The sequence below is a fragment of the Streptomyces sp. NPDC033180 genome (assembly GCF_055577645.1).
In genome coordinates this window covers 254,589-277,863 of record NZ_JBVIPU010000002.1, presented here as the reverse complement: position 1 = coordinate 277,863, position 23,275 = coordinate 254,589, and the positions used below count along the sequence as shown (strand labels likewise).

Sequence of the window (23,275 nt, the reverse complement as noted above, 5' to 3'; positions counted from 1 at the left end):
AGCGGGCAGACGTAGTATGACCCGCCGATCGGGAGCGGGGGCTGTGGGGGCGGCGCGGGGCAAGGACCCGGGGAGACGGGCTTGGACACGGATACCGACTACCGCTTACTGGGCCCGGTCGAGGCCTGGCGCGCGGGCCGCCGCCTCAGCCTCGGCGGACCCAAGCCGCGGGCCCTGCTCGCGGCGCTGCTCCTGGAGCCCGGGCGCGTGGTGTCCGTCGACGCGCTGATCGACGCCATCTGGGGCGAGCGGCCGCCGGACACGGCACGCTCCCTGATCCAGTCGTACGTCTCCGCGCTGCGCCGCGCGCTGTCCGCCGACGCCATCGAGACCCGGCCGCCCGGCTATCTGATCCGAGCCGACGCCACCCTCGTCGACCGCGTCGAGTTCGAGCGCCTCGCCGTACGGGGCAGACAGGCCGCAGCCGAAGGGGACCACGGCGCGGCCGCCCGGCTGTTGGGGGACGCCCTCGCCCTGTGGCGCGGCCCCGCGCTCGGCGGGATCGGCGAGACGCTGCGGGCCATGGCCGACCAGCTCGACGAGGCGCGGCAGGCGGCCCTGGAGGAGCGGATCGCCGCGGAGCTCGCCCAGACGGGCCGGGAGAGGGAACTGGTCGCCGAACTCACCGCGTTGGTCTCCACCCACCCGACCCGTGAGCGGCTGCGCGGCCAACTGATGCTCGCCCTCTACCGGTTGGGGCGGCAGGCCGACGCGCTCGCGGTCTACGCGGAGGGCCGCGACGTACTCGCACAGGAGCTGGGCATCGATCCCGGCCCCGATCTCAGCCGGATGCACGAGTCGATCCTGCGGGCCGACGAAGAGCTGCTGCCCACCGCGGACGTGCCCGACACGACCCCCAGGGACGCCGCCGCCGTTCCGGTGGCGGCCCTCCTGCCGCCCACCATCGGCGATTTCACCGGCCGGGACGCGCAGCTCGCCGAAGTGCGGGCCGCGCTGTCGGAGCCCCGCGAGGCCATGCCCGTCGTCGTGCTCTCCGGGCCCGGCGGCGTCGGCAAGTCCACGCTGGGCGTCCGCGCGGCGCACCAGGTCGCCGACGCCTACCCGGACGGGCAGCTGTACGCCGAGCTGCGGGGCGCCACCGATCCCGTGGCGCCCGGCGAGGTCCTTGGACGGCTCCTCTACGCCCTGGGGGCCGATCCGCCCGACGGGGACGCCGAGCGGCGCGACCTCTTCCGCAGCCTGGTCTCCGGGCGCCGCGTGCTGCTCGTGCTCGACGACGCGGCCAGCGAGTCCCAGGTGCGCCCGCTGCTTCCCGGCAGCGCCACCTGCGGGGTGCTCATCACCGCGCGGGCCCGCCTCGGCGCCCTGCCCTGCACCCACCGCACCGATCTCGACGTGCTCGACACGGAGCCGGGGGTCGAGCTCCTCGGGCGCGTCGCGGGGGAGCGGCGTGTCCGCGACGAGCCGGACGCCGCCCGGCGCATCGTCGAGCTGTGCGGCGGGCTCCCGCTCGCCATCCGCATCGCCGGCGCCCGCCTCGCCACCCGGCGGCACTGGACCGCGCGCATGCTCGCCGACCGGCTCGCCGACGAACACCACCGCCTGGACGAACTCGCCGTCGGCGACCTGGAGGTACGCGCCGGTCTCGGCATGAGCTACCGGGCCCTGGACGCCCCCGCGCGCACCGCCCTGCGCCGCCTCGGCCTGCTCGCCGCCCCCGATGTCGCCGCGTGGGTGGTGACCGCACTGCTCGACGTGCCCGAAGCCGAGGCGGACCGCGTCGTGGAACAGCTCATCGACGCCCAGCTCCTGCACTGCACCGGCGTCGACCGTGCGGGCCAGCCCCGCTACCGGCCCCACGACCTGGTCCGCGTCTACGCCGCCGAACGGGCCGACGCCGAGGACCCGCCCGCCGAACGGGCCGCCGCCGTCGGCCGCGCGCTGGGCGCCTGGCTCTGGCTCACCGGGCTTGCCGCCTCCGCCACACCCTCGGGCGCCGTCGAACTGCACCGCGGGCTCCTGGACTCCAGCCCGAACGGATCCCCGGCCGGCTCCCTGCGGCAACTCGTCCGCCCCGTCGGACCGGAAGCCACCCAGCGGGCACTCGCCGACCCTGCCGCCTGGTTCGAGGCCGAGGCCGACGCGATCGCCGCCGCTGTCGAGCGCGCCGCCGCCCTCGACCTGCACACCCTCTCCTGCGAAGCCGCCGCGGCCCTGTGCTCGTCCGCGTACACCGTCGGCAACCGTTTCGAAGCCTGGTGGCGCACCCACGACGCGGCACTGGCCGCCGCCCGCCGCGCCGAGGACAGGGCGGGGGAGGCCCTGTTGCTCATCGGCCTGGGCCAACTCCGCTACGAACAGGACCGGTTCCCCGAATCCCAGGGCTACTTCAAGCAGGCGGCCGGTCTGTGCGCCGAGCTCGGAGACGTACGCGGACAGGCCGCCGCCTTCGCCGGGCTCGGCAGCGCGCTGCGCGAAGCCGGGCGGCTGCGCGCGGCGCAGGAGACGCTGGTGCGGGCCGTCGACGGGTTCCGTGAACTGCACGACGATCCGGGCCTCGGTCTGTCCTGCCGGTACGCCGGATCCGTCCAACTCGAACTCGGCGACTTCGCGGCCTCCCGCGCCTTCCTCGACGAATCGCTGCGCGCCTACCGCAGGCTCGGCAGCCGCCGCGGCGAGTCCCTCACGCTGCGCTCGCTCGGCCTGGTCCACCGCGCCCTCGGTGAGTACGAGGCGGCGGAGGAACTCTCCGGCCGCGCGGTGGATCTCCTGAGCACCCTGGGGGACCCGCTCATGCTCGCGTACGCGATGCAGGCGCGCGCCAAGTCCCGTATCAGGCTGGGGCGTTCGGCCGAAGCGGAGGCCGAGATCAGGGAAGTCCTCGACATCTGCCGCGGCCAGCGCGACCGCTTCGGCGAGGCACTGGGCCTGCGCACCCTGGGCGAGTGCGAGCTCGCCGCGGGCCACATCGACACCGCCGAGCAGCATCTGACCGCGGCCGCCGCCCTCTGGAACGACCTGGGGCTTCTCCTGCCCCGCGCCCGCACCCTGCGCGATCTCGCGGCGGCGCGCGAAGCCGTCGGCGACCGGGCGGCGGCAGGTGCCCTGCGCGCCGAAGCACGGGAGGTCTTCAGGGCGTACGAAGCGCGCGAGCGGAACGAGCCGGGGCTCTGAGGCCGCTTCCCGTGGCGGTCTGCAATCCGCTGGTCCCGGACTTGCAGAGAAATTGCAGCGGGCTGCGTCACGCTGTGGTTGTCGGCGGGTGAACGCGCCGATGACCACGGGGGAACGCAGGAAACAACGGGGGACTCAGCGGAATTCATCGGGGGAAGCACGGGGGAAGGCCACTGATGCCTCGTACGGCCCACACCACCGACACCGTCGGTCGTGTGGGCCGCTCGTCGCGTAGAGCCCCTGCCAGGGCACGGAGGGGACTCCGGGGGCGGGCGGCAGCCCGTCCCCGGAGCTGTGCCCGCCACCGTCGCACCGAAGGGGCCATCATGTCGCCGATCATCCTCATGAACGACCCCAGAGTCGTCGGCATCCCGGTCCACGACTGCGGCGAAGCCCTGGTGGATTTGCGCCAACTGCCCTTCGTGGACGTCGACGACCGCCTCGCCGACCCGGCCGGGGCCTACGCCCAGCTGCGCGAGGGCGTCGCCTGGCGACTGGCCCGCGCCGCCCGGCTGCTGCCCGAGGGCCTGCGCCTCCTGGTGACCGAGGGGTACCGGCCGCTGGCCCTGCAGATCCAGTACTTCGAGGAGTACGCCACCGAGCTCAGGAAGGCCAACCCCGACTGGTCGGACGCCTACCTCCACCAGCAGACGAGTCGTTCCCTCTCGCCGCCCGAGGTCGGACCGCACGTCGCGGGCGCCGCGGTCGACCTCACCCTGCGCACCGCGTCCGGCACCGAACTCGACCTCGGCACCCCGGTGAACGCGAGCCCGGAGGAGAGTGACGGAGCCTGCTACATGGACAGTGCTCTCATCTCCCCGACCGCCCGCCGCAACCGCCGCACCCTCACCGCTGCCCTCGCCACGGCCGGCCTGGTCAACTACCCCACGGAGTGGTGGCACTGGTCCTACGGCGACCGTTACTGGGCCCTGACGACCGAGGCGCCCGCCGCACGGTACGGTCCTGCGACGCTGGACGGATAGCCCGTCAGTTGTGCGGGACGATGACGACCGGACATCTGGCCTGGTGGATGGCCGCGTGCGCGGTCTCGCCGAGATGCGGACCGGTGGGAACGAGGCGGCCGATGACCAGCAGGCAGGAGGACGCTGTCGCCTCGACCAAGTAGTGCCCGGCCGCGTCGTGCACGAGCCTCTGAGTAACCCGCGTTCCGGGAAACTTCCGCCGCCATGAGCTGAGCTCGGAGGCCATCAGGCGCTCCTTGTCCGGCATGGGGTCGATGGCTTCGGAGTCCTCGGTCAAGGGGGCGGTCCAGACGTGCACGACATGGAGCGGCGCCCGACGGGAAGCCGCCGCGTCGAAGGCGTACTCCAGCAGTTCGTCGCCGCGACGGTCGAGGTCGAGACCGAGCACGACCGGGTGATCCGCCGCATCCCGGTCTTCGTCCTCAAAGGCCGCTGCCGCCCGCACCACGGCGACGGGACACGAGGCACGCGTGGCGACGGCAAGCGCGACCGAGCCGACCATGACATGGGAGAGTCTGCCGGCGCCGTTCGAACCGATGACGAGCAGAGCCGAGGAGGACGCCGCCGCCAACATCGCCCCCGCCGGAGATCCGCTCACCTGCTCGTCGAGGATCTCCAACCCGGGGTGGGCGCGCAGGAGGTGCTGGACGGAACGCTCGAGGGCGCCGGTCTCCAGGCGGGAGGCGGCGTCGCTCTTCGGGGGCCGGCCGCGTTCCGCGGGCGGATCACAGGCGTGGATCAGACGCAGGGGCAGATCACGGCGCAGGGCTTCGCCGGCTGCCCAGCCGGCGGCGTCCAGGCTGCCGGGTGAGCCGTCGACACCGGCGGTGATGGGCTGTTGCGTGGACATGGTGCGCACCTCCGCGGTGCCGTTGGGGCGTCAGCCGGGCCAGGCCGGTCGGCGGCCTGCGTCCCGAGCGACGAGTGCCCCGGGCATCGCCGTTCTACCTTTTCGCGGGCCGCGCCGTGGAGGTGCTCCTAGCACGGACAGGGCGGAGTGGCAACGGCTCGGACACCAGCGGCAGTTGGTGACGTTGTGGGGCCCCTCGCCATTCTGCCTCCGCCCTGGCGACTCCTACGGTTGGGGTCGCGTGATCCACCCCGGAGACCGCGCCGCCCTCCGTCGGGAGCCGCCATGCCGTCGTACGAGAGACCTATGCGTCAGGTGCCCGAAGGGTTGCCGTCCCGCGGTGCGAGGAGGTGGCGCCGCGTCTTGGGGCGGCTGGCCGCCGTCGTGGGCCTGGTCGTGACCGGGGCCGTGTTCGCGCCCTCGGCGCAGGCGGCCGTCACCCTGGAGAGGGTCGGCGACTTCGGCGCCAATCCCGGCAGTCTGCACATGTATGTGTACCGGCCGACGTCCCTGGCGGCCGATCCCGCCGTGGTCGTGGCCCTGCACGGATGCACGCAGAGTGCGCGGATCTACGCCGACAACTCCGGCCTGGTGCAGTTCGCCGACCGGCACGGATTCCTGCTCGTCCTCCCGGAGCAGACGTCCGCCAACAACAGCAGCAAGTGCTTCAACTGGTTCCAGCCGGGGGACACGCGACGCGGGCAGGGCGAGGCCGCCTCGATCCGCCAGATGGTCATGCACGCCGCTTCCGCGTACGGCGGCGATTCGGAGCGGGTGTACGCCACGGGTCTTTCGGCCGGCGGTGCCATGACGTCGGTGATGCTGGCCACCTACCCGGACGTGTTCAAGGCGGGCGCCGTGGTCGCGGGCCTCCCGTACGACTGTGCCGATGACGTGCTGTCCGCGTACAGCTGCATGAGCCCCGGCGTCGACCGCACCCCCTCGGCCTGGGCGCAAGGCGTCCGTGACGCTCACCCCGGCTATACGGGACCTTGGCCGAGGGTGGCGATCTGGCACGGCGACGACGATCCCACCGTCGCCAAGAAGAACGCCGACGAACTCCGTGACCAGTGGACCGCCGTCCACGGCCTGGACCAGAGCCCGGACCGCACCTCCGCCATCGGCCCCGACTCGACCCGCAGGGAGCAATACCTCGGGGCGGACGGGGCCGTCGCCGTGGAAGTCGACCGGGTGCCGTCCATCGGCCACGGCACACCCGTCGACCCGGGAACGGGCGCGCAGCAGTGCGGTGCGACCGGCACGGCGAACTTCATCGACTCCATCTGCTCCAGCCACTGGATCACCGGCTTCTTCGGCCTGGACGGCTCCGACCCGGACCCAGGTGGTCTGCCCGCCCCGGGCGGCCTGGCCGCGACCGGCGCGACCGACACCTCCGTCACCTTGAACTGGAACAGCGTCACTGACGCCGCGTCCTACGCCGTGTACAGGGACGGCACCCGTGTCGCAACGCCGACAGGCCCTCCGTTCACGGACACCGGTCTCAGCCCCGGCGGCAGTCACACCTACAGCGTGTCCGCCCGTGACCCGGCCGGCACCGAAGGGGCGAGGTCGTCCCAGGTCGCCGCTTCCACCACGGGCTCCACCGCCAAGTGCTGGACGGCGAACAACTACCAGCAGGTCCGGGCCGGACGAGCCACCACCAGCGGCGGCTACACCTACGCGAAGGGCTCGAACCAGAACATGGGCCTCTACAACACCGCTGTCACACGCACCCTCAAGGAATCTCCCGCCGGCTACTACGTCATCGCCGACGGCGTCTGCCCCTGACCGACGCCGCCCAGCAGCCGCCGTACGCGTCCACGCCCTCCGGAGGAACCCGTGCCCGTCATAGATCCGCCCCGGCGTATGAGCGCCCTCGCCGTGACCGCGCTGCTCGTCACGCTCGCCGCGGTCCCGGCCGCCGCCGGTCAGCCGGGCGCCGATCGAGGCGGCTACGCAGGGCACTGCGCGTCCTCGGCGAGGCTGAGGGTGCCGGGCGCCGAGCGCCAAGAGGCCGTCTGCCTGGCCGAGTTGACCACCGCGGGGACGGTCTCCTCGGGCCACACCGACCCGGCCGACTGGGCGGGGCTGACCCCCGCCGGGCTCACGGCGCCGCGCGGCGTGCCCGGCGTTCAGATCGACGGCTACTTCCCCGACAGCTCGGCGACGAACACCAACCACGGCTGGAAGCACGACGCTCAGTTCGTCATCCGGCTGCCGGACCGCTGGAACGGCGGCCTCGTGGTCGCGGGCACACCCGGAGTGCGTGAGCAGTACGCCAACGATCGCGCGATCGGCGACTGGGTGCTCTCCCAGGGCTACGCGTTCGCCTCCACCGACAAGGGCAACACCGGCGCCGCCTTCTACCGCGACGGGGCCGCGCCGGGCGAAGCGATCGCGGAGTGGAATGAGCGCGTCACTCAACTCACCCGCGCCGCACGGGCCGTGGTCGCCCAGCGATACCACCGCCCCGCCGCGCGCACGCTGGCCACCGGCATGTCCAACGGCGGGTATCTGGTGCGCCGGCAGTTGGAGAACCATCCCGAGCTCTACGACGGGGGAGTGGACTGGGAAGGCACGCTGTGGCGGGCCAACGGCCCCAATCTGCTCGACTTCCTGCCGCCCGCGCTGCGTGCCTATCCGACCTACGCGGTGGGCGGTGAAGGAGCCGAGAAGGCCCGCCAGGAGATGATCGCCGCCGGGTTCCCGACCGGTTCGGAGTTCCTGTGGCCCTATCACCACCAGGTCTACTGGGACCTGACCCAGCGGATCTACCGCGAGGAGCTGGACCCGGGCTACGACGGCGCGACCGAGGCCGGAACTCCCTTCTGCGCACCGGGGACAGCGGCGTGCGACGCCGACTACGCGTACGCGTCCCGGCCGCGGGAGGTCCGCGACGCCGTAAGGAAGATCGCCCTGACCGGACGCATCGGCAAACCGCTGATCACCGTCCATGGCACCCTCGACGTCCAACTGCCCATCAGCAAGGACTCGGACATCTACGCGAAGATGGTGCGCGGCGCGGGCCGCGGCGGCCTCTTCCGCTACTACCGCGTCGAAGGCGGCACGCACGTCGATTCGCTCGTCGACACGTTCCCTGACAAGCTGCGGCCTCTGGTGCCCTGCCACCGTTCCGCCTTCACGGCGATGGAGGACTGGCTCGGTCGGGGGAAGCAGCCGCCGCCCAGCCGAACCGTGCCGCGACCGGCTGCCGCCGACGCCGCAACCCTGCTGGCCCGATGCCCCCTTACTGGGAAGTAGTTTCGGCCATGCCCGGGCAGGGACCCGTGCGCCGGAAGGCGAGGTTCCCGAACGGGCAACCAGTAAAGGCCGAGTTGACCTAAGATCGCCACGCTCCCCATTCGTAAGGGAGTTCGGTGCGTTCGGGGAGGGTTCGTTCGTCGTGGTGAAGGTGTGCAGGATCCACGGGGCAAGTGCGGCGTGGTGAGCCGTCTCAAGCGCGGGTCCGTGGGCCGCGAGGCTGTGGTCTGGCTGATGGCCGTGGTCCTCGCGATCGCGGGCGCGGTGCTCGCCGCACTGGACGCCGCGGCTCAGTGGCGGCAGGTCCTGGCCGGCGGCTGCGCCGCGGTCGCGGTGCTGCTGCTCGCCTGGGTGCTCGTGCTGGTCCGGCAGTTGTCCGCCGAGCGGGCCGACCGCGCCCGCTCGGAGCGTCTTGCCGCGGCCCGGGAAGCGGAGGTGGCGCACCTTGCCGGTGTGCGGCTCCCGGCGATCGCGGAGCGCGTACGCGCCGGGCAGCGGCTGGAGGGGGTGCCGGGGCCGTTGGCGGCGCCCGCGGAGACCGGTGAGCAGTTCGCGCGGGCCCTGTCCGCCGTTGCCGTCGCCCTGGGGTCGGACGAGGCAGTGCGCCGCGAGCGCGGACTGCGCGACTCGGTGCAGGCCGCGTTCGAATCCGTCGCACGCACCATGCACGCGATGGCCACCGTGCAGCAGCAGGTTCTCGACCGGGTCGAGCGCTCCATCGACGACCCGCACCTCATGGGCGAGGTGATGAAGGCCGACCACGCGGCGGCGCAGATGACCCGCAAGGCCCAGACGCTGCTCGTGATGTGCGGGATCTGGCCGGCCCGCAGGGAGACACGACCGGTCTCGCTGTACGACTGCGTACGCGGCGCCCAGTCCCGGATCGTGGAGTACAGCCGGATCGAGGTGCACGGCGGCCAGACCCTGTACGCCGTGCCGCCCGCGGTCGAAGGGCTGATGCACGCCATCGCCGAACTCCTGGAGAACGCCACGGTGTTCTCCCCCTCGAGCTCCCAAGTCGTCGTCACCATCCGCGAGGTGGGTGCCGGAGCGGTCCTGGAGATCGACGACGCCGGACTGGGGATGCCGCCGGACGTGCTGCACCGGGCGATGGGCCAGCTCCGCGACGACCAGGACCTGGCCCGCCTCGGCGCGGTGCCGCGCCTGGGCCTGGCCTGCGTGGGCCGCTGGAGCCGGGAGCTCGGCTTCAACGTGGAACTGAGCGGGGCCTCGGCCTACGGCGGCACGCGTGCCGTGACGTTCGTGCCGTTCCGCCTGCTGACCGAACCCCCCTCGCAGCTCACGGGATCCCATCGGGCGAGCACCCGGATGACGCCGCCGCAGCGGGTCGCCGAGCCCGAGCCCGCGGCCGTTCCCGCGCGGCAGCCGGTGGCTCCCGGCGGGCCACCGGAGCACGCCGACGCGCAGGCCCACGGTCAGCAAGACCAGCAAGACCAGTACGACCAACGAGACCAGCAAGACCAGTACGACCAACGAGACCAGCACGACCCCGCCGCACACGAAGAGTTCTCCGTCCGGGCCGCACCGAGCGCGCCTCCCGCGCGCGAGACAGCGGCAGGCCTGCCCCGGCGGCGCAACCGGCGCCAGGCGGCCCCGGGCGCTCACCGCCGGCCGGACCCCCGGCCGGCGCCGCCGGCAGCCGCACCCACGACCCCCTGGACACCGGAGGCGGCGCGTGCGTCGATCGCCAGCGTGGTGTCCGGTTCGCTGCGCGGCCGCGCGGCCCTCGACGCGGACACGACCACGACGCGGGAGGCGAACGCGTCGGCCGGGACCCGGCCGACCCGGACGCCGCCCCGACCCCCCACCCCTGACGAGCACGACGAGCAAGACGGAGGCCGGCAGTGACCGGAATCATCACCCCCCTTCCCGACCTGGGCTGGATGCTCCGCCCGCTGATCGAGATCCCCGGGGTCCGGCACAGCGTGGTGGTCTCCGAGGACGGCCTGCGGCTCGGACACGCGTCCGCGGAGAACCTCTCGGGCCCCGTCGCCGACCTGAGCGTCGCCGAAGCCGAGTCCCTCTCCGCGGCCTGTGCGGCGATGACCATGACGGGGCGCTCCACCACCGCGCTGCTCTTCGGCTCAGGCGCCGGGGTACGGCAGTTGATGCTGGAGTCCGACCACGGCTTCGTGTTGTTCACCCACGCCGGCGTGGGCGCGCACCTGGGCGTCGCCACCGATCTGGAAGCGGATGTCGGCCTGGTGGCCCAGCAGATGCAGCTGCTCGTGGTGAAGATCGGCTCGCACCTGAGCAGCCAGCCGCGGGATCCGGCCGCCACGGCGTCATGACGGAACCGCGGCCGGATGAGCCGACGGCCTCGGCGATCCGCCCGTACGTGATCACTCGCGGGCGGGCGGCATCCGACACCGAGGCGCTGGCCTGGGAGTCCCTGGTGATGGCGACGGACGCGGCGTTTCCCGCGTCGCTCCAGCCCGAGCACCAGACCATCCTGGCGCAGTGCCAGGGGCTTCTCTCGGTGGCCGAGGTGGCCGCCCACATCGGCCAGCCCCCGTCGGTCGTACAGGTGTTGCTCTGCGATCTTCTCGAATGGGGGCTCATCGTGACCCGCCCGCCCGTGCCCCCGGCCGAACACACCGATGTGACCATGCTCAGAAAGGTCCTCCATGGTCTCGAAAGCCGCCTCTGACGCACCGGCACCGGCCCCGCAGCAGGCCGGCTCCGGGAAGTACCTCACCTCCAGCGTCGCCGGCGCCGCCAAGATCCTGGTCGTCGGACCGCTCGGGGTCGGCAAGACCACCCTGATCGGCACGGTCTCGGAGATCAAACCCCTGTCCACCGAGGCCGTCATGACCCAGGCGGGCGCCCGCGTCGACACCGTCGTGGCCGGCGGCAAGACGACCACGACCGTGGCCCTGGACTTCGGCCGGATGACCATCGACGGGGAGCTGGTGCTCTACCTGTTCGGCACCCCGGGACAGCAGCGGTTCCTGCCCGCCTGGCGGGACCTGGCCAAGGGCGCACTCGGGGCCCTGGCCCTGGTGGACACGCGTGACCTGGAGGCGTCCTTCGACGCGCTGGGCAACCTGGAGGAGCTCGGGCTGCCCTTCGCGGTGGCCGTCAACGTCTTTCCCGGAAGCCCCCAGCACGGTGCGGACGACCTGCGCGCCGCACTCGACCTGCTCCCCGGCACCCCCGTGGTGACCTGCGACGCACGCGACCCCGCGTCCTCGGTCCGGGCACTGATCGCCCTCGTCCAGCACCTCATCCACATCGCCACGGAGACCTCATGACCTCGCCCCACACCGCGGCAGGGCCGCCCGCCCGCTGCCCGGTCACCGGAGCCGCGGCGCCGTCGACCGCGCTGTACGGACCCGACCTCGACGGCGACGCCATGCCCGCCCTGTACGAGCGGCTGCGCCACGACCACGGGCCCGTGGCGCCCGTCACCATCGCGCCCGGCGTCGACGCCTGGCTCGTCATCGGCCACCGCGAGCTGCTCCAACTGACCCGCGACGAGCAGGACTTCTCGCACGATCCGCGCCGCTGGAGCCTGCTGCGGGAAGGCCGCGTGCCCGCCGACTCGCCGATCCTGCCCATGGTCGGCTGGCGACCTGCCCTGCTGTTCAACGACGGACAGCAGCACCGCAGGATGCGTGCCGCCGTCTCCGCCGCGCTCGCGGGGATCAACGGCCACGAACTGCGGCGCTCCGTGCGGGCCACCGCGGAGCAGGTGATCGAGTCGTTCGCGGAGCGCAGCGAGGCCGACCTGGTGGCCGACTACGCGCGCAAGCTGCCGATGCGCGTCATCACCGCGCTGCTCGGTGTGGACGAACAGACCGGCCGCCACTTGGTGGAGGCCGTCGCCGGAACGGTCGCCGCCACCGCTGACTCCGCTGACGCCAGCAAGCGCATGGGCGCGATCCTGCTCCAGCTGATCGAGGAGAAGCGGCGCCACCGCGGCAACGACATCACGTCGGCCCTGCTGCACCACCCGGCCCGGCTCACCGACGAAGAGGTCCTGCACAACCTCGTCGTCATGTTCGTCGCGGGCAACCAGACCACCGTCAACTGGATCGCCACCACCCTGCGCATCCTGCTGTGCGACCCGCAGTTCCGCTCCTCGCTGACCGGCGGCCACCTCAGCGTGGACGACGCACTCGACCTGGTCCTGTGGCGCTTCCCGCCGACGCAGAACTTCCCCGCCCGCTATGCCACCCGCGACATGACCTTCGGCGGGCAGCCCATCCGCACCGGCGACATGCTCATCCTCGGTCTGGCCGGTGCCAACGCCGACCCGCGGATCCTCCCGGACGACGGCGCACCGGTCGTGGGCAACCGCTCTCACCTGGCCTTCGGCGCGGGCCCGCACATCTGCCCCGCCCAGGACCCGGCCAGGCTCATCACGCGCACCGCCGTGGACACGATCCGCCACCGCCTTCCCGACCTCGAACTGGCCATTCCGCAGGACCGACTGGCGTGGATCAAGTCACCCTGGAGCAAGGGGCTCGCCGCGCTCCCGGTCCGCTTCACCGCCCCCGTCCTGTCACAGCATTCGGCACCCTTGCCGGAGGCCAGGGCCGTGCTCTGACCGGACACCCCATCAGCCCCGGGCAGCCCCCATCAGCCCCGGCAGCCGCCGACCCGCCCCTCGACCAGGAGAGCCCCGTTGAACACGTCACCGGTGAACACCGCAGCCAGTCAGCCGCACCGCTTCGACCCGGCCGGCGGCTGCCCGCACGCGGACAACGCCCGCCTCCTGTCACACGGCGCCGTCACCCCGGTGGTCCTGCCCGGTGACGTACAGGGCATGGCGGTCCTCGGCCATGACGCGCTCAAGGAATTCCTCGCGCACCCCGATGTCGCCAAGAACGCACAGCACTTCGCCGCGCTGCAGGCGGGCGAGATAGCCGACGGCTGGCCCCTGAAGACTTTCGCGACGGTGCAGGGCATGACCACCGCCGACGGCACCGACCATCGCAGGCTGCGCTCCCTGATGGGCAAGGCGTTCACCGCGCGGCGGGTGGCGGAGCTCCAGCCGCGGATCACGGCCCTGACGACCGAGCTGCTCGACAACCTGGAAGAGGCCGCGGCGGGCGACGGCGTGGCGGACCTGCGCGAACACTTCGCGCTGCCGCTGCCCATGGGCGTCATCTGTGAACTCCTGGGCGTGGACGCCGAGTACCACGGCCGGCTGCACCACCTGTCGAACCAGATCGTCGCCACCGACATCGGCCCCGAGGAGGCGATGGCGGCCAACCGGGAGATGGTGGAAGTCCTCGGCGCGGTCGCCGCCGCCCGCGCGGCGAACCCCGGAGACGACCTGACCACCGCCCTGATCGCGGCCCGGGAGGAGAACGGCGACCGGCTCGGCCCGCACGAGCTGCTCGGCACCCTGATGCTCACGATCATCGCCGGGCACGAGACCACCCTCAACCTCATCACCAACGCGGTACGCGCCCTGTGCACCCACCGCGAGCAGCTGGCCCTGGCCACGGCAGGCAAGGTGAGCTGGGCGGACGTGGTGGAGGAGACCCTGCGCTGGGACAGCCCCGTCAGCTACTTCCCCTTCCGCTACCCGACGCGTGACCTCACGCTGGACGGCACGGTCATCCCTCAGGGCACCCCTGTCCTGGCCGGCTACTCCGCCGCAGGGCGCGACAAGCAGGCGCACGGCCCCGACGCCGACCGCTTCGACATCACCCGCGACAACACCACCACCCGGCACCTGTCCCTGGGCCACGGCGCGCACTTCTGCATGGGCGCCCCGCTGGCCCGCATGGAGGCCACCATCGCCCTGGAGCAACTGTTCAGCCGCTTCCCCGCCCTCGACCTCGCCGTCCCGGAACCCGAACTGCCGCGCCACGCCTCCTTCGTGGGGAACAGTGTGCAGAAGCTTCCGGTGCGCGTGGGTCCCCGCCGGCCGTAACCGGTCAGTGGGTGGCGAGGCTCCGGCGACTACGGGCCGAGGCGGTACTCGGCGCGGTCCTGCCACTGTGTGCCGTTCCAGGCGATGAGGTGTACCGCGCGGACACGGCAGCTCAGTGGTAGCAGGGGCTCCAGTTCGGCCTGCAACGCGTCGTACGCGGCGTCCTGGGTCTCGGGGCCCTCGCTGTTCGCGACCGTCAGATGCGGGCCGAGCGGGGGGTCGAAGATGCCCCGGTAGGGCACGGCCTCCGGCCAGTGCCGGGTGAGGTCCTTGGCCAGGGCCGTGACCGGGGCATGCGGCCACGGGTCGAGGTACAGCACGCCGGGATAGCGGGCGAACTCGGCGAAGGTGAGAGTGAAGGCGTCATGCCCGGCGAAGAGACCGGACAGTGCGCGGCGGGCCGCGGCATCGAGGCGACTCTCGTGCACGAAGGGGTAGAGCACCGTCACATGAGCCGGGAACCCCGCCCGGGCCAGCGGATCGGCTTCGGGGACCTTGATGGTGAGCGCGGTGTCACCCGGTATGTCCGGCCATCCGTCCCCCGCGGGCTCGGGCCCGGCACTCTTTTCATCGGCTTTCATCACGCGCCATGATCGCACCGGCCACCGACGCCACCGGACGGCTGTCGGACGTGGTGGCGGTACGGCCTCGAACGAAGGGACGGCAGGCATGGCGGACAGTGTGAACAGCGCCCTCCTCGTGATGGATGTCCAGCGCGAGATCGTGGACCTCGCCGACGACGGCTCGGGATATCTGCCGCGCCTGCGCCGGGCGATCGACGGCGCGCGTGCGGCGGACATTCCCGTGATCTACGTGGCCATCGCGTTACGACCCGGCCACCCGGACGTCAGCACCCGCAACAAGGCGCTCACCGCCGTGGTGCGGGCGGGCCTGCACATCGAAGGCGAGCCCGGCACCGAGATCCACCCGGACATCGCGCCGCAGCCGGGCGATACCGTGGTGACCAAGCGGCGTGGCAGCGCGTTCTCGGGCAGTGACCTGGACCTGGTGCTCAGGGCGCGCGACATCGACCATCTCGTTCTCACCGGCATCGCCACCGGCGGCGTAGTGCTGCACACCGCGTGCCACGCGAACGACCGGGACCTCGGACTCACCGTCCTGTCGGACGCCTGCCTCGACCTGGACCCCGAGGTGCACGCGCTCCTGATCGGCAAGCTGTTCCCGCAGTGGGCGGAGGTCGTGCCCGTCGAGGAGTGGCTCAAGGCCGTCGCGACGCAGTAGCGCCGCCCGCTCAGACCTCGGTGACGGCGGTCAGTACGACGGCCGAGTCGTCCAGCGCGGTCAGGCCGTGGCGCTCGTGCGGGACGGGCGCGAACTCACCCTCGCCCAGTTCGAGCGTGTCGCCCGCAGTGGTGAGCCCGACCCGCCCGCGCAGGACGAAAAGCGTCGCGGCCGTGGGGGTGTCGTGCTCGCTCAACTCGTGTCCGGCGATGAGCACGATGAGGCTCTGCCGCAGTGGACCGTCGTGCAGGAGCAGCTCGGCGCTGCGCCCGTGCGCGGCGGTGCGGGCCTTCTCGAGGTGCTCTGCGACGAGGGCGTAGAGGTCGGCCACTGTGGGTCCCTTCGACGAAGAGCGAGCGCGCGTGAGCGCACACGCGTGTGTGGACACGCGTACACCCCAGTGTTCCCCTCGCCCGCGTGGCCCGCACCCGGCGGCCGGAACCCGATCACCCGATGGTGGCGTCCTTCCGGGCACGTGACGCTCTCAGCCGGGGAGCGGGGAGACGGAGGAGACGGGGGAGCTCAGTGGAGCGCGTGGACAGCGGGGCGGCGCTCGAAAAGCGGAGTGCGCGCCTGTGGCTTCGGTGCGCGTCCAGGGGCACGGCCTCAGCTCCGGGCGCCGGGACGAGAGCGCCGGTCTGCTGGGCTCGGCCCTGGCCGCCGAGGAGCTGGAGAAGGTGATCCTGCTGGGCGACCTCAACGGCACGGCTGACGACCGCGGCCTCGACCCGGTCACCACACGCCTGGACTCGACGGGACGGGACTCCTTCGCGTTCAGCTGGCCCGCCGCCTTCCCCGTCTCGCGGATCGACCACATCATGACCCGCACGGCAACCGTCACCCACGTCCGGACGCTGCCCCTCACGGGCAGCGACCACGTGCCTCTCACCGCCGGCATCACCTTCGGCCCTTGATGTTGGGGCGGCACCGAAGCGTCGAGGGGTGGATCGCGTGAGGTCTTGAAGTCCGCCGCACTGGCGGACACAGGGCCTCGGGGCGCCTTCCTGGTTGTCGGGGTGCTTCCGAACTCCCCTTGCCCGGCGTTACGTTGATCTCGTCTCTTTCTCGCGTTGGGGGAGCGCGGTGTTCGGCCGTCATGCGGCGGCCGAGCGGGCGCTCGGAAACCGAGAGGAGGAGATATGGCAGAGCGCGAGTCGTCCAAGCGGACAAAGGTGGGGCGGGATCTGGCTTCACGCATCACGGCGGCCCTGGTGGGCCGTGCCCTTTGGGCGGTGATCGTGGAGTTCTTCCGGCACGACCTCTGAGGGCCTGAACAGCCCTGGGCAGCGTTCGGCGGCGCCCCTTGGTCTCCCCCTGCCAAGGGGCGCCGCACTGCCCGGCCGGGGGGGGGAATTGCCGCCGGGTGCTACGTCCTAGAGGAAGCTGACGTTCTGGGCCAGGGCCAGACGGCCCGAGTAGTTGACGGTGTTGGTGGCCGGGCGCATGTAAGCGCGCCAGGCGTCGGAGCCGGACTCGCGGCCGCCGCCCGTCTCCTTCTCGCCGCCGAACGCGCCCCCGATCTCGGCGCCGGACGTGCCGATGTTGACGTTGGCGATGCCGCAGTCGGAGCCCTCGGAGGACAGGAAGAGCTCGGCCTCGTGCTGGTCGCGGGTGAAGATGCTGGAGGAAAGACCCTGCGGGACGTCGTTGTGCAACGCGATGGCCTCCTCCAGGGTGTCGTACGTGAGCACGTACAGGATCGGGGCGAACGTCTCCTGGCGTACGACGTCGGCCTGTTCGTCGACGCGGACGATCACCGGTTCGGCATAAGCGGCCAGCGGCGCCGCATCCGCCAGGCGCCTGTTGCCGCCGGCGAGGATCTTGCCTCCCTGCGCCTGTACGCGGGTGAGGGCGTCCTGCATGCGGTCCAGGGCGGCAGGGGAGATGAGCGGGCCGACGAGGGTGTTCTCGTCGAAGGGGTCACCGATGGGGAGCCTGGTGTACGCGGCCGTCAGGCGCGCGACGAGCGTGTCGGCGATGTCGCGGTGGACGATGAGACGGCGCAGCGTGGTGCACCGCTGGCCCGCCGTGCCCGCCGCCGCGAAGACGATGCCCTGCACCGCGAGGTCGAGGTCGGCCGACGGCGCCACGACAGCGGCGTTGTTGCCGCCGAGTTCGAGCAGGCTGCGCCCGAACCGGGCCGCCACCCGCGGACCGACCTTGCGGCCCATGCGCGTGGATCCGGTGGCGCTGACGAGCGCGACGCGCGGATCATCGACCAGCCGCTCGCCCACCGCACGGTCGCCGAGCAGGAGACGGTGAACGTCGCCGGGGGCGCCGGTCTCCTGCGCGGCCCGGGCCAGCAGTCGGTCGCAGGCCAGCGAGATCAGCGGGGTCAGCTCCGACGGCTTCCAGACCACGGTGTCGCCGCAGGCCAGCGCGACCGCCGTGTTCCATGACCACACCGCGGCGGGGAAGTTGAACGCGGAGATCACCCCGACCACGCCCAGCGGGTGCCAGGTCTCGGCGAGCCGGTGGCCGGGCCGCTCGGAGGCTATGGTGCGGCCGTACAGCTGGCGCGAGAGGCCCACCGCGAAGTCGCAGATGTCGATCATCTCCTGGACCTCGCCGAGCGCCTCGGAGCGGATCTTGCCCGCCTCGATCGTGATCAGGTCGGCCAGGTCGCCCTTATGGTCCCGCAACAACTCGCCCAGGCGGCGCACGAGTTCACCACGACGCGGGGCAGGCGTGGTGCGCCAGGTGAGGAACGCCTCGCGGGAGGCGGTGACGGCGTCCTCGGCGTCGGCGGCGGTCGCCGCGGCCAGGCCGAGGAGGTCCTCGCCCGTGATGGGCGTACGCGCCCGGAAGTCGCCGCCATCAGGAACGGTCACACCGATGCGCCGCAGGCTCGTGCGGGCACGGGTGCGCAGGTCGTCGGTGGTGGGCAGGGCGGTGGGGCCGGTCATGGTGCTCCCTGGGTGAGGTGGTCAGTGGCGGGTGCGGTCGATGTCCAGGCCCAGTTCACGGCCGACCTGGGTGATCGAGAGGCGCTGCTGGTGTTCGTACAGGGCGAACGGGTCGAGGACCTCGCGGTCAAGGGCGCCGGAGAGCCAGTCACTGTCGTACGCGGCGCCTTCCTGCTCGGTGTTCCGCGATCCCTCGCCGCTGAGGTTTGACTGGAAGATGCCGGCGGCGGATCGTGGCAGGAAGTCCTCGTAGACGACGGGTTCGGCCCGCACCCAGCCACGGCTCTCCAACTCATGGATGGTGGAGGGAGGTTGGGTGTCATCGCGCGCACGGTCGGGTGCGGTGCGGTAGGTGAAGCAGGCCAGCCCCTGTGCGGCGAGCTCGCGCTCGGTGGCGGGGACGTGTGCGGCCCACAGGCCCCGTGCCACTTCGGTGCGGTCGGCCGCGGGGCGCCGGACGGCCTCCTCGTCGACGAGGGTGAGCAGGCGGTCGTACAGAGCGCGGCCCGCCGGGGTGAGGGCGATCCCCCGGGCCTCCACCTCACCGAACCGCACCCGCAGAGCGCCGCGGGTCACGCTGCCGTCGGCCAGGCGCAGGGCGCGCGGTTCGGCGAGGGCACGGAAGGACGTCTGGCGCAGCAGCAGGTCGGGGCCCTGCCAGCCGGGCGGCCCCTGGATGGTGTCGATCATCTCGATGCCACGCTCGGTCATCCGCCGGTACAGCGCGTCGATGTCCAGGACGCGCGGGGTGAGGTGGTTGATATGGGTGGAGCGGACGCCCCCGATGTCCGCGGCGACCGCCGAGACCTTCTCCAGCTCCTCGTACCAGGCCCTGTCGATCGGCTCCGTGGACAACTCGAAGGCATATACGGCGAGTTGCAGGAAGCGCTCGGCGTCCGCCTCGGGAAGTTCGCGCTCGGCCTCGGCCCGGTCCGCCAGGGCGAGCAGCTCCGGCGGGAACAGCTCGCGCCCGGCCAGGAACGTCTCCAGGCGAGCGCGCAGGCCGGCGTCGAAGAAGCGCGGGTCCGCGGGCGTGAGCAGCGAGGTGAAGACCCGGAAGGGGTTGCGCGCCAACTCCTCGGCGTCCACCGGGCGGAACGCCGTCGACACGACCGGCACCGCGCTCGCGGCCGCCTCCCGCAGGTCGTAGAACCCGACCGGGCGCATGCCGAGGGCGCCGAAGACGCGGGCGACGTCGCGCAGTTCGGCGGGTGTGCCCACCCGGATGGCGCCGTGCCGCTCCGCGGTGACCCGGCTGATGGAACCGAGCCGTTCGGCGTCGGCGCCCCGCGCGCGCAGGGCGTCCTCGTTCACCTCGCGCGAGACGTCCACGAGTGTGTTGTAGGCCGGGACTTCCCGCCCGTACATCTCCGAGAGCCGGGTGGCGAAGGCAGCTCGCAGCTGCCACTGGCTGATCATGGAGGGACTGCCTTTCCGACGGTCGAGGACGGGAGTGGGGTCATACGACGTGGGCCTCGGGGCGGTTCGTGGTCCCGGCCCGGAAGCGGTCGGCGCTCATCGGCGCGATGTCGACGCACGGTTCGCGTTCCAGATGGAGGTCGCGCACGACCTCGCCGACCGCCGGTGCCTGGAGGAAGCCGTGCCCCGAGAACCCGGTGGCGTAGAGGAAGTTGGGCAGTTCGACAGAACGGCCGATCAGGGCGTTGTGGTCGGGCGTGACCTCGTACAGGCCCGCCCAGCCGCCGTTGATCGGCATAGCGGCGAGGGCAGGGGCGCGATGACGTACGACCTCCTGGAACAGGTCGAGCCACTCCGGGGTCCACGTCGTGTCGAAACCGTCGGCCTGCCGGGGGTCCGCGAGGCCGAAGAGCAGCCCGTCGTCGCTGTTGTGGAAGTACGCCGACGAGGTGAAGTCGATGGTGAACGGGATCCGCGGGGCGGCCGGCGAAAGCGTCTCAGTGAAAGCGAGTTGGCGGCGCACGGGCCGGACGGGAAGGTCGACGCCGACCATGGAGCCGATCTGCCCGGACCAGGCGCCCGCCGTACAGATCACGGTGGAGCAGGCGACGGTTCCGCGGTGGGTGTGCACGGCACTGACACGGTCGCCGGAGGTGTCCATGCCGGTGACGCGGGTGTGCGTGGCGAAACGGACACCCGCCCGGGCCGCCGCGTCGGCGTAGCCGTGCACGACCAGGCCCGGGCGGGCGTGTCCGTCGGTGGGGGAGTGGACGGCGGCCACAAGGCCCTCGGTGTTCAGATATGGGCAAAGACGCCGGGCCTCCTGGGCATCGATCACGCGGCTCGGTACGCCCAGGCTGTTCTGGAGCCGCACGCTCTCGGTGAACTCCGCGACGTGCCGTTCGCCGGTGAGCAGGAAGAGATAGCCCACGGTGTCCAGGCGTATGCCCGCCCCCGGCCGGTGCGGGAAGTCCTGGAAGGCGCGGAGACTGCGCCGGCCGAGCTCGATGTTGAGCGGGTCGGAGAAGTGGGCGCGCACCCCGCCGATCGGCTTGCCGGAACTGCCGCAGGCGAGCTCGCCGCGTTCGACGACGATCACGTCGTGCAACCCCGCCTCGGCGAGGTGGAAGGCGATGGAAGCACCCATCACGCCCCCGCCGACGATCACGACATCCGCGGTCGGCGGGAGCATGCGGAAGGACGGGGCGCTGGACGGATGCGGTGGCGAGGACAAGAGGCCGATCCCTTCCAGATGCCGACGCCCGGACCAAGGGGGCCTGAGGGGGCGTCAGTTCATGGGCGTGGCATGGACGTCAGTGACTTGCTCGGCAACGTGCGGGGCGCTGATCAGTCGGCCTCCCGTCATCGTGACGCAACCCAACCGTTGACGTCCATGAACAGATCCTGCACCTGATCATTGACGACCTCTATACGGTCGTCTCATGATGGGCGCCTCATGGATTGGACGAGCGCCCAGCTGCGGTCCTTGGTCGAGCTGACCCGGCGCGGCACCATCACCGCTGTCGCTCAGGCCCTCGGCTACACCCCGGGCGGTGTCTCCCAACAGATCGCCGCACTGGAGAAGGCCGCGGGCACGCCGCTGCTGCGCCGGGCGGGCCGCCGCGTGGAACTCACCGATGCCGGGGCCACGCTGGCCCGGCACGCCGAGCGGATCCTGGCCACGGAGGCCGCAGCCGTCGAGGAACTGGAGCGCGGTCGCGGCGCGGTCTGCGGCACCCTCCTGGTCGGCCTGTTCGCCACGGCCGCCGCCGAGATCCTGCCGCCGGCTCTGCGCCGGGTGCACGAGGCCCACCCCGAACTCAATGTGCACAGCCGTGACATGGACGTGGACGAGGTGTACGACGCCGTCGCATCGGGAGGCGTCGACCTGGCGCTCGGCCTGGACTACCCGGACGTGCCCATCCCGCGCGACTCCGCTCTGCGCGTGACCCGGCTCCACCGCGAGCGCTTCGCCCTGGCGGTGCCCACCGGCTGGATGGAGGGCCGCGACCGCGCCGCTCTGGCCGACACCCGGGACCTGGCGTGGATCCTGCCGACGGCCGACAGCTACTACGGCCGCGCCGTACGCACCGCGTGCCGTCGCGCGGGCATCGAACCGGACGTGCGGCACGAAGTCACCGACACCGCCGCGACCCTGGCCCTGGTCGAGGCGGGCATCGGTGTGAGCACGGTGACCGAGCTGATGCTCGGCCTGCGCGCCTCGCGCTTCGACGTGCTACTGCTGCGCGAGCGGATCGAGCGGCACGTCGTCGTGGTGTGCCGCGCCTCCGCCGAACGGCGTCCGGCGGTGGCGGCTCTGGTCGACGTGCTGGGGACGGTGGCCGAGCGGCTCCCTCACCCCTGACGCAACGTCAGAACGAGATCGCGCGGCAGACCATGGGTGTCATGGAGGTAGTGAAAGTCCTCTTCGTCGAGTGTGCCCCGGAATCGAGGCCGGGCAAGGACCTGCCGCCCCCGCTCCAGCAGCCTCCAAAACCGCCGCTCCTCCTCGATCAGTACGCGGCGCACGTCGTCGGCTGCCACCTCCTGACGAAAGTGTTCCAGGGTGTGCTGAAACAACTCCACCGGAACATCGGCCAGTTGACGCGAGGGGTCACCCCGCCACAGCACGGTGAGGACGCGTCGCAGGAGTCGGCGCAGCACGTAGCCGCGGCCGGTGTTGGCGGGGCCCACCCCGTCGCCGATCACCACCATGGCCGAGCGGAGATGGTCGCAGACCAGCCGCAGCGTCGTCTCGTCCAGCTGCCACAGGTCCGGCACGAGGCGACGCCAGGGGGCGAAGAGGTCGCACTCGAACACCGACGCCCGCCCCTGAAGCAGCGAGGCCAGCCGCTCCAGTCCGAGGCCGGTGTCGATGTTGCGCTGGGGGAGCGGCACGAGTGACCCGTCGGCGAGCCGGCGGTGGCGCATCATCACGTGGTTCCAGATCTCCACCCAGCGGTCGTCACCGGTCGGTGTGGACTCGGGTGGGGTGTCACCGGTCCACAGAAAGATCTCCGAGTCGGGTCCGCACGGCCCGGTGGGCCCGTTGGTCCCGCCGGGCCACCAGTTGTCCTCGACGGTGAGCTCCACCGGAACCCCGCGGTCCTGCCACAGGTCGAGGGAGGCGGTGTCGGGCCCGACGCGGTCGTCGCCGCCGAAGACGGTGACGTGCAGCAGCCGCGGGTCGACGCCGAACCCGTCGGTGAGCAGGTCGTACCCCCAGTCGAGGCTCTGCCGCCCCTCGTAGTCGCCGAGCGACCAGGTGCCGAGCATCTCGAAGACGGTCAGATGGGTGGAGTCACCGACCTCCTCCAGGTCCGTGGTCCGCAGACAGCGCTGCACATTGACCAGACGCCTGCCGAGCGGATGAGGCCGCCCTTCCAGGTACGGAGTGAGCGGATGCATGCCCGAGGTGGTGAACAGCACCGGGTCGCCGGGCGGCGGCAGCAGCGTCGAACCGGTGATCCGGCGGTGGCCGCGCTCCTCGAAGTACTCGACGAACGTGCGGACGACGTCCTCGGTGCTCAGTTCGGTGTTCATGGGGTGGCTCCTTCGCGATCACAGC

At 72.0% G+C, this 23,275-nt stretch carries 21 protein-coding genes; 14 read left to right on the top strand and 7 right to left on the bottom strand.

Annotation, left to right across the window (positions count from 1 at the left end):
- Positions 1-81 precede the first annotated feature (81 nt).
- Together ACZ5WE_RS07940 and ACZ5WE_RS07935 are read left to right on the top strand one after the other, a co-directional pair.
- Complete coding sequence (locus ACZ5WE_RS07940) at positions 82-3,135, top strand: AfsR/SARP family transcriptional regulator (RefSeq protein WP_467684689.1); 3,054 nt, start codon at positions 82-84, stop codon at positions 3,133-3,135.
- Between the two features lie 326 nt (positions 3,136-3,461).
- Entirely contained in the window at positions 3,462-4,118 is a 657-nt protein-coding gene (locus ACZ5WE_RS07935; RefSeq protein ID WP_467684691.1) for a M15 family metallopeptidase, read from the top strand.
- Positions 4,119-4,122: 4 nt separating this feature from the next.
- On the opposite strand, the gene ACZ5WE_RS07930 is transcribed toward ACZ5WE_RS07935, so the two are convergent.
- Positions 4,123-4,968, bottom strand: a complete 846-nt coding sequence (locus tag ACZ5WE_RS07930) for a universal stress protein (RefSeq protein WP_467684693.1) — start codon at positions 4,966-4,968, stop codon at positions 4,123-4,125.
- 372 nt (positions 4,969-5,340) lie between these two features.
- Here ACZ5WE_RS07930 and ACZ5WE_RS07925 point away from each other — a divergent pair, with 372 nt between their 5' ends.
- The 8 genes from ACZ5WE_RS07925 to ACZ5WE_RS07890 all read left to right on the top strand — a co-directional run bounded on the left by ACZ5WE_RS07925 (position 5,341) and on the right by ACZ5WE_RS07890 (position 14,140).
- The gene (locus ACZ5WE_RS07925) at positions 5,341-6,756 is read left to right on the top strand and encodes an extracellular catalytic domain type 1 short-chain-length polyhydroxyalkanoate depolymerase (protein ID WP_467685184.1); all 1,416 of its coding nucleotides are present in this window, start codon (positions 5,341-5,343) and stop codon (positions 6,754-6,756) included.
- A gap of 78 nt (positions 6,757-6,834) precedes the next feature.
- Complete coding sequence (locus tag ACZ5WE_RS07920; protein WP_467685185.1) at positions 6,835-8,229, top strand: 3-hydroxybutyrate oligomer hydrolase family protein; 1,395 nt, start codon at positions 6,835-6,837, stop codon at positions 8,227-8,229.
- Positions 8,230-8,463: 234 nt separating this feature from the next.
- Positions 8,464-10,098 (top strand): ATP-binding protein, encoded by a 1,635-nt coding sequence (locus tag ACZ5WE_RS07915; RefSeq protein WP_467685187.1) that lies wholly within the window; start codon positions 8,464-8,466, stop codon positions 10,096-10,098.
- Entirely contained in the window at positions 10,095-10,541 is a 447-nt protein-coding gene (locus tag ACZ5WE_RS07910; RefSeq protein ID WP_467684695.1) for a roadblock/LC7 domain-containing protein, read from the top strand. The genes ACZ5WE_RS07915 and ACZ5WE_RS07910 overlap by 4 nt, the downstream gene beginning before the upstream one ends.
- A complete protein-coding gene (locus ACZ5WE_RS07905; protein WP_467684697.1) occupies positions 10,538-10,900 on the top strand; it encodes a DUF742 domain-containing protein in 363 nt (120 codons plus the stop codon). The genes ACZ5WE_RS07910 and ACZ5WE_RS07905 overlap by 4 nt, the downstream gene beginning before the upstream one ends.
- Entirely contained in the window at positions 10,878-11,504 is a 627-nt protein-coding gene (locus ACZ5WE_RS07900; RefSeq protein ID WP_467684699.1) for a GTP-binding protein, read from the top strand. Before ACZ5WE_RS07905 ends, ACZ5WE_RS07900 begins: the two co-directional genes overlap by 23 nt.
- Positions 11,501-12,802, top strand: coding sequence for a cytochrome P450 (locus tag ACZ5WE_RS07895; protein WP_467684701.1), 1,302 nt, complete (start codon positions 11,501-11,503; stop codon positions 12,800-12,802). Before ACZ5WE_RS07900 ends, ACZ5WE_RS07895 begins: the two co-directional genes overlap by 4 nt.
- A 78-nt stretch (positions 12,803-12,880) precedes the next feature.
- Entirely contained in the window at positions 12,881-14,140 is a 1,260-nt protein-coding gene (locus ACZ5WE_RS07890) for a cytochrome P450 family protein (protein ID WP_467684703.1), read from the top strand.
- 29 nt (positions 14,141-14,169) lie between these two features.
- Here the strand turns inward: ACZ5WE_RS07890 and ACZ5WE_RS07885 are convergent, their stop codons facing one another.
- On the bottom strand, positions 14,170-14,721 hold the full coding sequence (locus ACZ5WE_RS07885; protein WP_467684705.1) for a 2'-5' RNA ligase family protein: 552 nt from the start codon (positions 14,719-14,721) through the stop codon (positions 14,170-14,172).
- An 88-nt stretch (positions 14,722-14,809) separates the two neighbouring features.
- On the opposite strand from ACZ5WE_RS07885, the gene ACZ5WE_RS07880 reads away from it, so the two are divergent.
- Positions 14,810-15,382 (top strand): cysteine hydrolase family protein, encoded by a 573-nt coding sequence (locus ACZ5WE_RS07880; protein ID WP_467684707.1) that lies wholly within the window; start codon positions 14,810-14,812, stop codon positions 15,380-15,382.
- A gap of 10 nt (positions 15,383-15,392) precedes the next feature.
- Here the strand turns inward: ACZ5WE_RS07880 and ACZ5WE_RS07875 are convergent, their stop codons facing one another.
- The gene (locus ACZ5WE_RS07875; protein ID WP_467684709.1) at positions 15,393-15,713 is read right to left on the bottom strand and encodes a cupin domain-containing protein; all 321 of its coding nucleotides are present in this window, start codon (positions 15,711-15,713) and stop codon (positions 15,393-15,395) included.
- A 244-nt stretch (positions 15,714-15,957) separates the two neighbouring features.
- On the opposite strand from ACZ5WE_RS07875, the gene ACZ5WE_RS07870 reads away from it, so the two are divergent.
- Entirely contained in the window at positions 15,958-16,296 is a 339-nt protein-coding gene (locus ACZ5WE_RS07870) for an endonuclease/exonuclease/phosphatase family protein (RefSeq protein WP_467684711.1), read from the top strand.
- 225 nt (positions 16,297-16,521) lie between these two features.
- Entirely contained in the window at positions 16,522-16,647 is a 126-nt protein-coding gene (locus ACZ5WE_RS07865) for a hypothetical protein (protein ID WP_467684713.1), read from the top strand.
- A 108-nt stretch (positions 16,648-16,755) separates the two neighbouring features.
- Here the strand turns inward: ACZ5WE_RS07865 and amaB are convergent, their stop codons facing one another.
- From amaB to ACZ5WE_RS07850, 3 genes are read right to left on the bottom strand one after another with little or no spacing between them, the layout of a single operon-like run.
- Positions 16,756-18,288, bottom strand: a complete 1,533-nt coding sequence (amaB, locus tag ACZ5WE_RS07860) for an L-piperidine-6-carboxylate dehydrogenase (RefSeq protein ID WP_467684715.1) — start codon at positions 18,286-18,288, stop codon at positions 16,756-16,758.
- Between the two features lie 21 nt (positions 18,289-18,309).
- Complete coding sequence (gene hglS, locus ACZ5WE_RS07855; RefSeq protein WP_467684717.1) at positions 18,310-19,707, bottom strand: 2-oxoadipate dioxygenase/decarboxylase; 1,398 nt, start codon at positions 19,705-19,707, stop codon at positions 18,310-18,312.
- A 40-nt stretch (positions 19,708-19,747) separates the two neighbouring features.
- Entirely contained in the window at positions 19,748-20,899 is a 1,152-nt protein-coding gene (locus ACZ5WE_RS07850) for an NAD(P)/FAD-dependent oxidoreductase (protein WP_467685189.1), read from the bottom strand.
- A 264-nt stretch (positions 20,900-21,163) separates the two neighbouring features.
- Between ACZ5WE_RS07850 and ACZ5WE_RS07845 the strand changes: the two genes are divergently transcribed.
- A complete protein-coding gene (locus tag ACZ5WE_RS07845; RefSeq protein ID WP_467684719.1) occupies positions 21,164-22,072 on the top strand; it encodes a LysR family transcriptional regulator in 909 nt (302 codons plus the stop codon).
- On the opposite strand, the gene ACZ5WE_RS07840 is transcribed toward ACZ5WE_RS07845, so the two are convergent.
- Positions 22,063-23,250: an alanine--tRNA ligase-related protein gene (locus ACZ5WE_RS07840; RefSeq protein WP_467684721.1), complete on the bottom strand. Its 1,188-nt coding sequence runs from the start codon at positions 23,248-23,250 to the stop codon at positions 22,063-22,065. The genes ACZ5WE_RS07845 and ACZ5WE_RS07840 overlap by 10 nt on opposite strands.
- Positions 23,251-23,275: the final 25 nt, after the last annotated feature.

What these genes read in the sequence shown, in the direction of transcription:
- ACZ5WE_RS07935 (WP_467684691.1), top strand. Translation starts at nt 3,462, where the DNA reads ATGTCGCCGATCATCCTCATGAACGACCCCAGAGTCGTCGGCATCCCG.
- ACZ5WE_RS07930 (WP_467684693.1), bottom strand. Translation starts at nt 4,968, where the DNA reads ATGTCCACGCAACAGCCCATCACCGCCGGTGTCGACGGCTCACCCGGC.
- ACZ5WE_RS07920 (WP_467685185.1), top strand. Translation starts at nt 6,835, where the DNA reads ATGAGCGCCCTCGCCGTGACCGCGCTGCTCGTCACGCTCGCCGCGGTC.
- ACZ5WE_RS07915 (WP_467685187.1), top strand. Translation starts at nt 8,464, where the DNA reads ATGGCCGTGGTCCTCGCGATCGCGGGCGCGGTGCTCGCCGCACTGGAC.
- ACZ5WE_RS07905 (WP_467684697.1), top strand. Translation starts at nt 10,538, where the DNA reads ATGACGGAACCGCGGCCGGATGAGCCGACGGCCTCGGCGATCCGCCCG.
- ACZ5WE_RS07900 (WP_467684699.1), top strand. Translation starts at nt 10,878, where the DNA reads ATGGTCTCGAAAGCCGCCTCTGACGCACCGGCACCGGCCCCGCAGCAG.
- ACZ5WE_RS07895 (WP_467684701.1), top strand. Translation starts at nt 11,501, where the DNA reads ATGACCTCGCCCCACACCGCGGCAGGGCCGCCCGCCCGCTGCCCGGTC.
- ACZ5WE_RS07885 (WP_467684705.1), bottom strand. Translation starts at nt 14,721, where the DNA reads ATGAAAGCCGATGAAAAGAGTGCCGGGCCCGAGCCCGCGGGGGACGGA.
- ACZ5WE_RS07880 (WP_467684707.1), top strand. Translation starts at nt 14,810, where the DNA reads ATGGCGGACAGTGTGAACAGCGCCCTCCTCGTGATGGATGTCCAGCGC.
- ACZ5WE_RS07865 (WP_467684713.1), top strand. Translation starts at nt 16,522, where the DNA reads ATGGCAGAGCGCGAGTCGTCCAAGCGGACAAAGGTGGGGCGGGATCTG.
- amaB (WP_467684715.1), bottom strand. Translation starts at nt 18,288, where the DNA reads ATGACCGGCCCCACCGCCCTGCCCACCACCGACGACCTGCGCACCCGT.
- hglS (WP_467684717.1), bottom strand. Translation starts at nt 19,707, where the DNA reads ATGATCAGCCAGTGGCAGCTGCGAGCTGCCTTCGCCACCCGGCTCTCG.
- ACZ5WE_RS07850 (WP_467685189.1), bottom strand. Translation starts at nt 20,899, where the DNA reads ATGCTCCCGCCGACCGCGGATGTCGTGATCGTCGGCGGGGGCGTGATG.
- ACZ5WE_RS07845 (WP_467684719.1), top strand. Translation starts at nt 21,164, where the DNA reads ATGGATTGGACGAGCGCCCAGCTGCGGTCCTTGGTCGAGCTGACCCGG.
- ACZ5WE_RS07840 (WP_467684721.1), bottom strand. Translation starts at nt 23,250, where the DNA reads ATGAACACCGAACTGAGCACCGAGGACGTCGTCCGCACGTTCGTCGAG.